The organism is Paenibacillus sp. MB22_1, assembly GCF_047200555.1.
GTDB classification, from domain to species: domain Bacteria; phylum Bacillota; class Bacilli; order Paenibacillales; family Paenibacillaceae; genus Fontibacillus; species Fontibacillus phoenicis.
Genome location: NZ_JBLADV010000001.1, coordinates 1,955,173 through 1,968,729 on the forward strand (window position 1 = coordinate 1,955,173; position 13,557 = coordinate 1,968,729).

Consider the following 13,557-nt stretch of genomic DNA (forward strand, 5'->3'; position numbering starts at 1 on the left):
GGGCTCCAGGCAGCTTTCGCTGCCTAACTTATGTGATGGGTCTACATGTGCACGACCTTCGCTTCCGGCAACAGGTTTTGGACATGCCGAACCACATGCTCATGGCAAGTCATCATAATGAGTTGCTGGCGTTCCGCAACCTTCCGCAGCACCGATATCGCCCCGACTAAGCGGCCTTCGTCAAAGTTAACGAACAGGTCGTCCAGCAGCAACGGCAGCGGCGTTTGACCCGATACCGCTTCGGATAATGCCAGCCGCATCGACAAGTACAGCTGCTCCGCTGTCCCTCGGCTGAGCAGCGCGCTTTCGAGCGGACCCAGCTCCGAATGCTCGGCCATCAGCTCCTGCGTGCCGATTTTCATGACGATGCGGCGATAGGTGCCGCCGGTCATTTCCGCAAAGTATCCCGAGGCGGCTTGCAGCACTGCTGGTTGACGCTCTTCCTCATAAACCCGCCGTGCGCGGCCGATCAGTTCATGGCAAACCGCCATCACCGCATACTGATCGAGACGATCGCGCAAGGCCGCCCGCTGCTCCTCTAACTGCTGCATCAGATCGTCCTGCAAGCAGCGGGCGGCTAAGCTTTCCTGCTCCTGCAGCAAGCGTCCGCGTTGTTCCTGGAGCTGTCCAAGCCAGGCTTCCGCTTGCGCCAACTCCTGCTCCACCGTTTCCAAGCGCTGGCGGAGCTCCGATTCCTCCGTCGTCCGCAGAAGCTGCTCCAACTCCTCCTGCTTGGCTTCGTCAAGTCCCGCGAACAACATCACCTCCAATTGCCGAAGCTCCCGCTCCAAAGCCTCCCGCCGTTCTTTCGCAGCACCAAGACGCAGCAACTCTTCGCCGTCTGCAGCGCCCGCTTCGGCGAGCAACGCCTGCTCCGATTCAAGCACTTGCCGCAAGCGGTCGTCTAAGCGCTGTCCTTCCTCCTCCAGCGGTAACAGCTGGGCGGAAAGCTGGTCGTGATGTTTTTTCGCTTCGAGCGCGCCGTCCAGGTGAGATAAGGCTGCTCGCAGAACTGCCGCGGCTTGATCGGAGGTTGCTTGGTCGCCATAAGCCAAGCATTCCTGTTCAAACCGCTCGTTCTCCGCACGGAGCGCGGCCATCTTGGCCGCCAGCCCATCCAAGCGGGCCAGCCAGTCCCAGCCTTGCTCCGCGAGGCGGAACACGTCCGCAGCCGCCTCCGGGGACAGATCGGCAGACAATTTTCGTTCGGTCAGCCATGTCTCCCACTGCCCGGCCAACTCCTCAAAGGCGGCTTCGCGGCGCGCCAGCTCGCGTTCGGCAGCCGCGAGCTCATCCCGGGCGGCGGAGGCCTGGCTCAAGGCGGCCTCCGCCTCGCTCTGGAGCGCGGCGTGGCGCTGATCCCACAGCTGCCACGCCTCCATCAGCCGGCGCAGCTGCCGCTCCTCCTCGTCCCAGTCCACCGGACCGGACGAAGGGGCGGCCCCGCTGCGCGACCGGGAAGCGGCCGCGGCGCTCTGCGGATGGCGGACGAGCCGGGACAGGAGCGCGCCAAGGCGCGCTTCCGGGCCGGCGTCGTCCCCGGCGCCAAACGCGGCCGCACCGCGGCGCAGCCGCCGCTCGCCGGCAGGCGGTGCGCTGCGGAAGGCGGCCCGCGCCAGGGCCGCGTCCAGGCCCAGCAGCGCCGCCGCTGTGGCTGCGGCCGCCCAAGGCGCGTCCACCGTCAGCCACAGGATGACGGGCAGCGCCACCGTCAGCAGGCCGCAGCCGGCGAGCAGCTTGCGGTACAACGCACGCATCTGCGCTGCGGCCAGCGCCCTGGCGTCAGCCGCCCGCTGCTCGGACGCGAGCCGCCCTTGGCCTTCCCGCCAGCGGTCCAGCTCGCCGCGCAGCTCGCTCCAGAGCGCGCGGATTTCGCTCGGCTGCTGCGGGACCAGCATGGCGAACTGCCGCCGCCCCTCCGCCGCGCTGGCCTCAACCCGCGCGACCGCCGCCGCGGCGGCCTTCTCCGCGGTTGCCGCGGCCCGCTCCTGCTTGGCACGCTCGCTCCGCAGCAGCTCCATCTCTTTGTCGTACGCGGCAAACCGCGCCGCAAACCGGCGAACGCTCTCCCGTTCGCCCACTGTCCCGGCAAAAGCGCGCAGATCCTCCGCGCCCCATGCCGGGTTGATGCTGCGCAGGCACTCGGCCAGCCGCCCTTCGAGCTGGAGCGCTTCCGCCGCCAGCTCGGCGAGCTCGCCCTGCCGGGCCTCGTAGCCCGGCAGGCGGCCGGCCAGCTGCCGCAGCGCCGGCTCCTGCGCCAGCACCGCCGCATCCGGGCGGTGCCGCGCCAGCTCCGCCTGCAGCGCTTCCCGCCGCCGGGCCCACTCGCTGCGCTCGAGCTGCAGGCGCTCGCGTTCCGCCTGCAGCGCCTGCCAGCGCGCCGCCCCCTGCGCGGGGAAGCGGGCGACCGGCGGCAGCGCCGCCAGCTCCGCGCGGAGCGCCTCGCGCTGCAGCCAATCGGCCCGGCTGGCCGCCGCCCGCTGCAGCCGGGCCGTCTCCCGGCCCCGCGCCGCGCGGGCGGCTTCGGCTTCCGCCAGCTGCGCGGCCAGCCGCTCCAGCTCCTCCAGCACGTCGTTGTACCGCGGCAGCAGCGCTTTGGCCGCCTCGGCCTCGCGCTCCAGCCGCTCCACCGCCTGGAGGAGCTGAGCGATTTCCTGCGTGCGCCCGCGCGGCCGGTACAGCTTGTCCATGTCCTGGACCAAGCGTTTCTCCCCGCGCAGCACCGCCGCTCCGCCGCCGATCCCGGCGTGGAACAGGTAGCGGCTGAGCTCCTCCGACTGCAAGGCGCCAACTTCTTGCAGCTCCGTCAACGACACGGCGAACAGCTGCTTAAACATCGCCTTGGACAGACCGCCGAGGAGCTCCCGCTGCATCTCCTCTTGCGACGCCTCCCGCACGCCGCCGCGTTCATCGCTGCGCGTGATCCGCAGCCGGTCGCCGCGTGTGCCGGGCAGGTTCCGCCCCTCCGGCGGCTGCGAATACCGCTCGATCATCCAGCGCGTCCCGTCGTCGCCCAGGATCGTCAGCACCCCGCCATGCGCTCCGCCCCGCAGCGGCTCATACCGTTCGGCCGCCGCTGCCCGGGTGGGGATGCCAAACAGCATCGCCCGGACGAAGCCAAGCAGCGTGCTTTTGCCCGCTTCATTGGGGCCGTACAGCACCGTCACCTGGCCGGGCAACTCCACGTCGAGCCCGTTCAGGCGGCCGAAGCCGCTGATCTGCATCCGTTCCAGCTTCATGAGACGCTTCTCCCTTCCCGCGACGACGGCGTATCTTCATTCAGCAAGGTAGCCGCCAGCTCCTCAGCCCGGCGTACCAGCTCCAGCTTGGCTTCCGAATTCAGCTCCTGCAATATACGCCGCAGCTGCCGGTTGTCCACCAGCGGGGCCAACGCGGTGCCAACCAGCTCCTCCACCCGTTCAGGCTCCGCTGCCGTCCGTTCTCCTAACCGGAACAGCTCACCGAGGAAGCTGTCCTCCGCAAGCAGCCCCTCGCGGTCCAGCTCCATCCCGGTTTCCAGCTTGAAGCCCGCTGGCCATACGATTCCTTCGCCCAGCCCTGCAGCCTCGAAGCGTCCCAATTCTTTGCGCCGCAGCTCCTGCAGCAGCTCCGCCGCTTCCGGTCCTGATTGAAGCATTCCATGCAGCGGCCCGCGCCCGGTAAAAATCAACCGAACCACCGTGATCCGATCAGGCTCGGCTTCCCGCAGCTCGTCCAGCCGCTCCTCGACGCTCACCTTCAACGCTTCTTCCGTAGCCAGACCGTCGATCGCCAGGCCGCTCTCCAGCCACAACACTTGATCGAGGCGCCGAAAGGACAACTCCGCTTCTCCGTTCTCCGCAACCTCCACCAGATAGCAGCCCTTCGGGCCGGTTTCCTTTAAGCTGCGCCCTTGAATGTTGCCTGGGTACACGACCCACGGCGAGTCGCAAAGAATCTGCCGCTTATGGATATGACCCAGCGCCCAATAGTCGTATCCCGAGGCCTGTAAATCGCGAAGCGAGCATGGCGCGTAAGCGTCATGCCCCTCCTGGCCGTCCACGTTGCCGTGCAGCAGCCCGATGTGGTAGAGCGCCGAGCCCGGCTCGCGCCGATACTGGATCGCCAAATTCTCATGCACCGCCGGGGTCGGATAAGAAGCCCCGGTCAGCACCGCCACCGGCTCCCCGTCGCTGCGCCGTACAGCGATCACGCTTTCCGCCTTGGGACCAAACTCCGTCACATGATCGGGCAAGGCTAACCTGAGCCTCCGGCCGGACAAAGGGTCATGGTTCCCCCGGATCAAGTATACCGGAATGCCGTGCTCCCCCAGCTTGTCCCAGCCCTCTCGCAGGCGCAGCTGTGCGCGAAGCGAAGAATCTGAAGCGTCGTAAATATCGCCGCTGATCACCACGAAATCAACGGCTTCCTCGATCGCAAGCCGAATCAACCGCTCGAACGCGGTAAAGGTAGATTCCCGCAATAACTCGCGCAGCCGATCCGGCACACCGGACATCCCCGAAAATGGGGTATCCAGGTGCAAATCGGCCGCGTGTAGAAAACGAAAGGCTTTCATCCGCACAACAACTCTTTCCTATTTGAATTGCAGGTACAGCTTCTTCAGCTCGTGGACCACCCGGTTCAGCGAGTAATGAGTTTTGGCCTTCTCCGAGCCGCTACGGGCCAGCTGATAACGGTAATCCGGATCCACGATCACTTTCTCCAGCGCCTCGGCTAAGGCCTTCGGATCTTCCGGAGGCACCAGCAGACCGTTCACACCGTCCTCAATTTGCTCGGCAATCCCGCCGATCCGCGTTCCGACGAGCGCAAGACTGCACAGCGCCGCCTCGGCAAACACATTGCCAAATGCCTCCGCCCGGGAAGGCAGCACGAAGATATCAAAGAACGGCATAAATTCCTCGGGATGCAACGTATACCCGTAAAAAATCGTCTCGTCATAAATGCCCAATCGCTGCGCCAGCTGCTCCAGCTCCTGACGGATCGGACCGTCGCCGATGATGTGCAGCACATAGTTATGACCGCGCTTCTTCAGCTCCGCGCATGCATGCAGCAACGTATCCAGCCCCTTGGCCGGCACGAGACGGCAGACGGTGACGAGCTGAGCGACTTCATTTTCATGAGGGACCGGTTTAAACCGCTTCTCGTCAAACCCGTTGGGAATCACGCCGATGGCCGCAGGATCGTCCACGTACGGCGCCAAATATTCGGCAAAGGATTTCGATACGGTGAACAACCGGTCGGTGCGATGCTCCAGTTCGCGATACAGCGACGTAAGAAACCGGTGCTCCGGCCCGTTCTCCCGGATGCGGCCGTTTAGAATAAGTTCTTTTTCATAACTCGAATGAATGCTTTGGATGACCGGCGTCTGCGGAAACACTTCCTTCATCGCCAGCCCCGCGATCGGGTGATGGGCATGGATGAGATCGTACGGCTGCTTCAGTCGCAGCTTGGTCCACCACAGATAGTCGCGATAGGTTTGCACGTATTTTTGCACGATCGGGCTGTCCCCGTATTGCTGCCAATCAAAGGTATGAAAAATAACGGGATCGCTCCCCTTCGAACGGATCCGTTTTGGCAGAGAAAACAACTCCATCTCCCAATGAGGAGGATTAAACCGGTCTTGCAGGTACGGAATCATCGACGATACGCCCCCGGGCTGTTCCGGTGGAAAAAATAAAGCCTGCAGCAGTTTCATTGTGCTTCTCCTTTGCATGTCGTTACGTTTTGGCGAAAAGTCCGCTTCTTTTTCCATTATGCCATAGGCAGGAAGGAACATCCATTCCCCTTTTTTGCGAGTCATAAGAAAAACGTCTATCGACGTACATTCAAAGTAGACAGACCGCGTTTAGCGGATGTTTTTCTTGCGATATCACGATGCCAATCCCACGAAGTTTATACTTTCTGATATCTTCAAAAAGTCACTGCTTTATCAACTGCCTCTTTTGTGAATAAAAAGTGATATGATAAACTGCTGAAGTAGAGATGATCCGGCCTCCGATGGCCTTTTTTAGATTTTGGAAGGAGCAACAACGATGAGTAATCCATCCCTGCCGGCCACATACCTTGAGGCGGTAACGGCCCTGCTCGGCCCGGCCGAGACCGAGGCGTTTCTGGCAAGCTATGATGCGCCTCGCACCTATGGACTAAGATTAAATACGCTAAAAATCACCCCGTCCTCCCCGGCGGCAAACCAGCTCGCGGAGCTGTTCGCCTTGCGTCCGGTGCCCTGGTGCGGGACGGGCTATTATTACGAGGAATCCACGCGGCCGGGGAAACACCCATACCATGCTGCCGGTCTCTATTATATTCAGGAGCCGTCAGCGATGTCCGCCGTGGAGCTGCTTGACCCGCAGCCCGGTCAGACGGTGCTGGATCTAGCGGCTGCGCCCGGCGGCAAAACGACCCAAATCGCTGCAAAAATGGCCGGGCAAGGCCTGCTGATCAGCAACGAAATTCACCCGCAGCGCGCGCGCATTCTAGCGGAAAACGTGGAGCGCCTGGGCATCCGGAACGCCGTCGTGACGCAGGCGGCACCGCCGGCGCTCTCCGCCCGCTTCCCGCTTGCCTTCGACCGCATCATGCTGGATGCCCCTTGCTCCGGCGAGGGGATGTTCCGCAAGGATCCCAACGCGATCAGCGAGTGGTCGCCGGAGGCCGTGGAGCTGTGCGCTGCCCGGCAATGGGACATCCTTCAGGACGCGGTCGCGATGCTGAAGCCCGGCGGCCGGCTCGCCTACTCGACCTGCACGTTTAACCGCCATGAGAACGAGGACACCATCGCCCGTCTGTTAGCGGAGTACCCGTTCCTGCGGCTGATTGCCGAGAAACGGATCTGGCCGCACCGCGAGCAAGGGGAAGGCCATTACGTCGCCCTGATCGAACGGGATAATGACGAGAGGGACAGCGCGATCACACTTGCCGGCGCCGGACGGGCGGGGGCAGACGGAGTTCGCAGCGGCGGACGTGAGCGCGACCGCAAGCGCGGCGCCCGCTCCGGTCCGTCCGAGCGAAGCGCCGCCGCGGCCTGGGACAGCTTCCGCGCTTGGGCGGCGGACGAGCTGCCTGCCTTCGCGCCTCCCGCTGGAGGCACCCCGCTCCTGTTCGGCGAGGCGCTTTATCTGCTGCCAGCCAGCGGCGGTTTGGCGCTGACGCCGGAACACCTGACCGGCCTGAAGGTTCCACGCGCCGGGCTGCACCTCGGCGACGTCCGCAAAGGCCGGTTTGAGCCCGCCCATGCGCTGGCCATGGCGCTGAGCGCGAACGAAGCCGACCCGCGTCTGTGGACGCTGGACGAGAATTCGCCTCTCGTCGCGGCCTACCTGCGCGGCGAGACGCTCGAAGTGCCCGCCTCCTTGCGCGGCTGGCACCTCGTGACCGTCGCCTGCGGCGACGGCCAATACCCGCTGGGCTGGGGCAAAGCCAGCGGCGGACAACTGAAAAATCACCTGCCCAAAGGATTGCGTCATTAAAGTTTCAAAGGCGCCTATTTGCAGGTCACTCCTGCCGGATGTCCAAACGTATACCTCCTTGGCTGCATACAATGCACTATCTCGTTTTAAAAACGGGAAACCATCCTGACGTAAGGGAGGAATAACAATGAGTGGAATCCATGGAGGGGGCTTCACTTCAACGGCAGCAATTTTGGTACTGTTCATCTTGCTCGTGATCGTTTCCCGTTCGCTTCTGGTGTAATGCAGCCACGAGCCTGTAAAGAGGTTGGAATCCGGCCTGGATTCCAACCTCTTTTTTTATCCCTTGACAAGAAACCGCTTAGGATGAAATAATACACTCATCTAATTAAATGATTATCGAATTAGCGAGGGATGAGGATGCAGCTCGACCGATTAGTTCATTTTCATAAAGCTGTTGGCGATGTGACCCGGATCCGGATTATCGCCTTGCTTCAAAACGGCCCGTTACACGGTCAGGCACTGGCCGGAAAGCTTGGCGTCACGCCGCCGACGATTACCCACCATATGACCAAGTTAAGGGAGGCGGATTTGGTGTACGAACGCCGCGACAAGAATACGATTTATTTTTATTTGAACGAAAAAAGCCTCACCCAACAAGCTCAAGCGATTCTAAAAGTCGGCAAGGCGAGTTCTGCGGCCGAGGACAAGCAAGAAGCGGCGGCACGCAAAGCCGCGATCCAGGACAACTTCTTTAACAGAGACGGTACCCTTAAGCACTTGCCTGCTCAACGCAAGAAGAAGCTGATTGTGCTCGAACGTCTCGTCAAAGGCCTGGAGCCGCACCGCAAATATACGGAAAAAGAAATCAACGAGTATATTCGGCAATACCACGAGGATTATGCGACGATACGCCGGGAGTTTATCATGAACCATTTCATGTACCGCGAAAATGATATTTACGAGTTGAACCCGCCGGAGCTCTGGGACAAGAGCCCATCCTGATTGCAACAACAGCGGTCCAGGAATATCTCGCCATGCAATAAGGCTGTCCGTGCCCTTTTCGCCTTGTTGCCTTTTTTTCGTGAATGTAATTAGATAATCATTTAATTAGATAGATGTATAAAAGGAGTTGGCCTCATCCCATGAAATCATTACGAATCCTGCGCCACGAACCTTCCTACCGCCGCCTGTTTGCGGCTGGTCTGGTGAACGGCATCGGCGACCGCTTCAGTCAGGTGGCTGTCCTCGGTTTGCTGCTATCGTTGACCGGCTCGGGTCTGGCCGTCGGCATCACCTTTGCGGTTCGCCTCGTTCCCTACCTTGTCTTTGGGCCGATTGGCGGGTGGCTTGCCGACCGTTTTACCAAAAAAACGATCATGCTCTTCACCGACGTCGTCCGGATCTTCTTTGCGTTAACACCGCTTCTCGTTCACGATGCCGGAGACGTCTGGATCATCTATGTCAGCTCATTTGCCTTGTCCGCGGGCGAAGCGATCTATGCCCCGGCCCGCATGTCGCTCATTCCCCGACTCGTCCGTCGGGAGAACCTGCTGGCGGTAAACAGCCTGGAGCAGGCGATGACGGGATTTGTACTCATCGGCGGTTCTGTCACGGGCGGCATCGTTGCTGCGGCAGTTGGCAGCCAGGTGTCTTTTGTGTTGAACGCCCTGTCCTTCCTCGTCTCCGGCCTGCTGCTTCTTCGCTTGAATCCGGCAGCCCAGCCCGCAGCCGGAGCAGACGCGATCGACGCAGAAGCGGCTAAGTCAAGCTCGCAGCCCGCGATGCCCTCATCCACCACATTTCGCCGGCTGGTACGTCAGACTTTCTTTTTGCAAATCATGCTGATTGTCTTTGCCATTTGGCCGATCGGGGACGGGATCTTTAACGTACTGATCAGCGTATACGCCTCTGAAGTGTTTCACATGGGAGACGTCGGCATTGGGCTGCTGTATGGGGCGCTGGGTGCCGGGATGCTGATCGGCTCTGGACTCGCCGGCAAGATGGCCCGTCATATGCGGACCGCCGCGGTCCTCACCCTTGGACTGGAAGGAATCTCTCAAGTGATCAGCAGCCAATCGCCTTCATTTCTCCTGCTGCTTGGGCTGCTGACTTTCTCAGCGGTCATCACCAGCGTAGGCAACGCCTGCAACAAAACGGTTCTGATGCAGTTGATTCCAAGCGAATGGCAAGGCCGGTTCTTCGGCGGCCTGGCCACCCTGCAAAATACCGTAATGGGCGTCGCCATGCTCGCTTCAGGTTTTCTGCTGGAAGCCGTGACCCCTAGAACGTTGGGACTCGCCGGGGGAACGTTCCTCGCTTTGCTGGGCTTTGGCCTAGGCCTCGTCTGGCTGCTGCACCGCCCCAAATCCCGTCCCCTGCCGGACGCCGAGCAGCCGCGAATCTCCCTAGACTGACCATTTATGAGCACCCAAAAAAGCCGAACCCGGTTCCGGGCTCGGCTTGATCTATGTTCACGCTGTTAGGCTTCCAGGCAATATTTCTCCAACGCCCGCTTCACGCCTTCCTCGTTATTCGAGGCCGTGACGGCATCGGCGGCAGCTTTTACGTCGAGCGGCGAATTGTCCATCGCTACGCCCAGTCCGGCATAGGTGAGCATCGTGATATCGTTATAATAATTCCCGATCGCCATCACGTTTTCCGCCGGGATTCCGCGTTTTTCCGCCAGCTTCTGCAGGGCCGCTCCTTTCGAGGCGTCTTTATGCATCAAGTCGATGAAGAAATCGCCGCTGCGCAGCATATTAAACTCCTGCGTCCACTGACTCCAGTCAGCATACACCCGATCCAGCTCCTCCATCCCGCCGGCTGCGTTGAACTTCACGATCGGTTTGGTGAAATCTGCCCAGGCTGGCATATCCTCCGGTTCCATAAAAAACTGGTGGTACACGTCCAGCGTTTCTTGGGTCAGCCCGGCCAGATTTTCCACATACAACGTAAAAGTGGTATTCACGTCAAAATGAATGTTGTGTTTGCGGCAATACTCCATGTACGGCTCCAGCCCGTGCGGATTCATCGCAAATTCATGGATAACCTCCTCGGTCCGCACATCCACCGTAGCTGCACCGTTATGGCAAATGACGTAGCCGCCCAAGCCAATCTCACGCATATATGGGATCGAGCTCCGAGGAGCCCGGCCGGTGCACAACACAAACTCTGCACCTTGTTCCGCGATGGCGCGGATCGTCTCGATGGTTCCCGTCGTCAGAACATGGTCATCCGTCAGCAGCGTGCCGTCTACATCCAAAGCAATCAGTTTATATTTCATGTATGGTGGTGTCTCCTTTCTGTCTCAACCCTCCCCATCCCTCCCTTACCGTAAGGGAGGGGGCCCGAGGGCCTGCTGCCCTCTGGTCTCCCGCAATGGCGAGGAACGTGGGAGGCACAGAGGCGCTCCTGCACGCTCTCCCCTTTGGGGAATCGCTTAGGTTGGCTCGTGGAACGCTTTTCCCCCTTCGGGTACGTCTTACTTTTGGCGCTCCCGGGTTCCCTGGTGAACCGTGCTGCTCAACTCTGCTTCTGTCGGCGCACCCGGGCAGACTTCGTGCGTTTAGCCGCTTGTCGCCCTGCAGGCATGCTCTGCTTGGGGGCGCTCCTGCTAACTGGCGAACACTGCGACATAGGGCTTTTTATCCTTCTACTCCGTGCAAACAAACCGCTGTCCCTTCGGGATTCGCTTACTGTAGCGCAAACCGCTGGTTTGTTGGGGCTACTACGTGCTTCTTTGCCTCATTCCTGCAAACCCGGCGCTCTCCCTGCGGGATTCGCTTACTGTGGTGCTAAGTTTGAGTTACTTTGAGGGCTACTTTTTTGTCGCTCCGGGGCTTTTGTATGTTCGCAGCGACTGTAGCTCGGACTCGGTCAGCTCGCGGAAAGCGCCCAGCGGCAGGGTCTCGTCAAGAACGAGCGGGCCCATCGATATGCGCTTCAGGTAGGTCACCCTCGAGCCAACGGCTTCGAACATCCGCTTCACCTGATGGAACTTCCCCTCCGAGATCGTCAGCTGGATGCGTGAGATAGGAGTTCCGTCGGCATCTATGCCGTGCTCCAGCACCTTAAGCTCGGCGGGTAAGGTAACATAGCCGTCGTCGAGCTCTACGCCTTCCCGGAACCGGGCGGCTTCCTCATCGCCGACATGGCCGAGAACAACGGCTTCGTACGTTTTAGGCACATGCTTGCGCGGAGATAACAGGTCGTGTGCCAACTGACCATCGTTGGTCAGCAGCAGCAGGCCCTCCGTATCCTTGTCCAACCGACCGACAGGGAATGGGGAGAACACTTGAAAATCCACCGGGAGCAAATCAATGACGGTTTTCTCCCTCATATCCTCCGTAGCTGAGATGACGCCGGGCGGCTTATGTAACATCAAATAGACGAATTCGCGGTAAAAAATCTGCTCCCCGTCCAGCTCCACAACATCGACATCAGGATTGCATTGAATGCCGCTGTCCTTGACAACCACACCGTTGATCGTGACCCGGCCTTGTTTGACGTATTTTTTAATCTCCGATCGGGTGCCATAACCAAGATGGCCTAAAATTTTGTCCAGCCGCTGCGTCTTCTTGCCCTTACTCATCTTATGTCCACCTCCACCCGGCGGGATATTCGTTCTTCAGCAAGCCATCCTGCCATTTGCCCCAGCCCAGCGAATAGCCGTCGACCGTGACCAGAACGTAGCCTTTGGGGCTGGCGCCTTCCCGGCAGCGAATCCGCTCCTTGTCCACCTGCAGCGTCTCTCCCTTCAGGTATCGGATCACCTCGCCGTCCGAAGAAGGGAGATCCAGCACCCGCACCGCTTCGGTTGGCGACAACGCCGTTGCCAAAGGTTGTCCAGGCGTCAAACGCCCGTTTTTCACAGTTCCCACATACCAGCCGGGGCGCACGACTTTTAAGCCGTCCAGCCGCTCTTTAGCCAGCGGGGACAGATAGACGTTGCCGCCAAATAGCAACGGTTCCCCCGGCAATTCCGCTCCATCGAGTTGTTCCTGGGCAAAAGTCCGCCAGCTCTCCAGCACCTCCCGATCATCCACAGCCTTCGAATCACGACCAGTACCGGGACGGGACCGATGGGGGTGACGGGAATTCCGTTTATCTCGAGCGCCCCCTCCCCATTTCGAGGAGACGTTACGATCTTCTTCGGCTTCCTTCTGGAACTTCTCCGCCCCATGCCGCTCCAGCACAGCGAGAAAATGTCCCTCGCCCTCCACTTTGTGCGGCCAGAGCCTGCCGCAGCCGGCGGTTTGTGCAGCGATTTCCGGCGGATACATCTTGCCCTCACCCCACTCAGCGAGCCAAGTGAGCCACTCCGGCCGCCCGGGGGCGATGCCGTCATCTAAGCGCAAAGGCACAACCCGAAATTCCGGGTGCTCCAGCAGGAACTCGGCGATCGTCGCCTCATTCTCTTCCGGCGCAAACGTGCAGGTGGAATACACGATTCTCCCGCCCGGCGCCAGCATCGACGCAGCCGATTTCAAAATCTCCTGCTGCATGCCGGCATATTTCCGAACCCATTCCGGTTCCCAATGCCGCGCCATATCCTCGTCCTTCCGGAACATGCCCTCGCCGGAGCAAGGCGCATCGATCAGAATTTTATCGAAAAAAGAAGGAAACGCCCGCGCGATCCGCTCCGGCGACTCACCCAGCACGACGGCGTTTCGGACGCCGTACAGCTCGATGTTTTTGGCCAACGCCTTCGTCCGCTCCGCGTTGATGTCGTTGGTGACCAGCATCCCACGTCCGCACAGCTTCGCTGCGATTTGCGTTGACTTCCCGCCGGGGGCCGCGCAAAGGTCGAGCACCCGCTCCCCGGGAGTGACGTCCAGCAGCTCCACCGGCGCCATCGCACTCGGCTCCTGAATATAATATAGCCCGGCATGATAATACGGATGTTTGCCCGGCTTTGCCTGCTCCTCGACGTAGTACCCTGTCTGGCACCAAGGGATCGGCCGCAAATCAAACGGCACTACCGCCTTGAAGTCTATCGGATCGATCTTTAGCGTATTAACCCGGATTCCTGCAAATTTAGGACTGTCATAGGACGCGTAAAAGTTCGCAAACTCTTCCTCGCCCAAAAGCCCGCGCATCCGTTCTATAAATTCCTTTGGTAGTTGAACCGCCATGCTTGTCCCAT

10 protein-coding genes and 1 pseudogene are annotated in these 13,557 nt (G+C 60.5%); 4 read left to right on the forward strand and 7 right to left on the reverse strand.

What is annotated here, in order from left to right:
* Positions 1-41: 41 nt before the first annotated feature.
* The 4 genes and pseudogenes from ACL02P_RS09150 to ACL02P_RS09165 form a co-directional block, all read right to left on the reverse strand.
* Complete coding sequence (locus ACL02P_RS09150) at positions 42-2,081, reverse strand: ATP-binding protein (RefSeq protein WP_412837338.1); 2,040 nt, start codon at positions 2,079-2,081, stop codon at positions 42-44.
* 483 nt (positions 2,082-2,564) lie between these two features.
* Positions 2,565-3,239 (reverse strand): annotated as a pseudogene (locus tag ACL02P_RS09155) (AAA family ATPase); the annotation flags it as partial.
* On the reverse strand, positions 3,236-4,555 hold the full coding sequence (locus ACL02P_RS09160) for a metallophosphoesterase family protein (RefSeq protein WP_412837153.1): 1,320 nt from the start codon (positions 4,553-4,555) through the stop codon (positions 3,236-3,238). The pseudogene ACL02P_RS09155 and the gene ACL02P_RS09160, both read right to left, overlap by 4 nt.
* Before the next feature lie 18 nt (positions 4,556-4,573).
* Positions 4,574-5,695 (reverse strand): glycosyltransferase family 4 protein, encoded by a 1,122-nt coding sequence (locus ACL02P_RS09165; protein WP_036643689.1) that lies wholly within the window; start codon positions 5,693-5,695, stop codon positions 4,574-4,576.
* 337 nt (positions 5,696-6,032) lie between these two features.
* On the opposite strand from ACL02P_RS09165, the gene ACL02P_RS09170 reads away from it, so the two are divergent.
* From ACL02P_RS09170 to ACL02P_RS09185, 4 genes are all read left to right on the forward strand, one after another.
* Positions 6,033-7,469 (forward strand): RsmB/NOP family class I SAM-dependent RNA methyltransferase, encoded by a 1,437-nt coding sequence (locus ACL02P_RS09170; RefSeq protein WP_412837154.1) that lies wholly within the window; start codon positions 6,033-6,035, stop codon positions 7,467-7,469.
* Between the two features lie 127 nt (positions 7,470-7,596).
* Positions 7,597-7,692, forward strand: a complete 96-nt coding sequence (locus tag ACL02P_RS09175; RefSeq protein WP_009222812.1) for a hypothetical protein — start codon at positions 7,597-7,599, stop codon at positions 7,690-7,692.
* Positions 7,693-7,829: 137 nt separating this feature from the next.
* Positions 7,830-8,414 carry a metalloregulator ArsR/SmtB family transcription factor gene (locus ACL02P_RS09180; RefSeq protein ID WP_009222811.1) on the forward strand — a complete coding sequence of 195 codons (585 nt, stop codon included), beginning with the start codon at positions 7,830-7,832 and terminating at the stop codon, positions 8,412-8,414.
* A gap of 140 nt (positions 8,415-8,554) precedes the next feature.
* Positions 8,555-9,826 (forward strand): MFS transporter, encoded by a 1,272-nt coding sequence (locus tag ACL02P_RS09185; protein ID WP_412837155.1) that lies wholly within the window; start codon positions 8,555-8,557, stop codon positions 9,824-9,826.
* Positions 9,827-9,891: 65 nt separating this feature from the next.
* Here ACL02P_RS09185 and ACL02P_RS09190 read toward each other — a convergent pair whose 3' ends face one another.
* The 3 genes from ACL02P_RS09190 to ACL02P_RS09200 form a co-directional block, all read right to left on the reverse strand.
* Positions 9,892-10,695, reverse strand: a complete 804-nt coding sequence (locus ACL02P_RS09190; protein WP_412837156.1) for a Cof-type HAD-IIB family hydrolase — start codon at positions 10,693-10,695, stop codon at positions 9,892-9,894.
* A 534-nt stretch (positions 10,696-11,229) separates the two neighbouring features.
* Positions 11,230-12,003 carry a pseudouridine synthase gene (locus ACL02P_RS09195; protein ID WP_412837157.1) on the reverse strand — a complete coding sequence of 258 codons (774 nt, stop codon included), beginning with the start codon at positions 12,001-12,003 and terminating at the stop codon, positions 11,230-11,232.
* 1 nt (position 12,004) lies between these two features.
* Complete coding sequence (locus ACL02P_RS09200) at positions 12,005-13,546, reverse strand: RsmB/NOP family class I SAM-dependent RNA methyltransferase (protein WP_412837158.1); 1,542 nt, start codon at positions 13,544-13,546, stop codon at positions 12,005-12,007.
* Between the last annotated feature and the right edge of the window lie 11 nt (positions 13,547-13,557).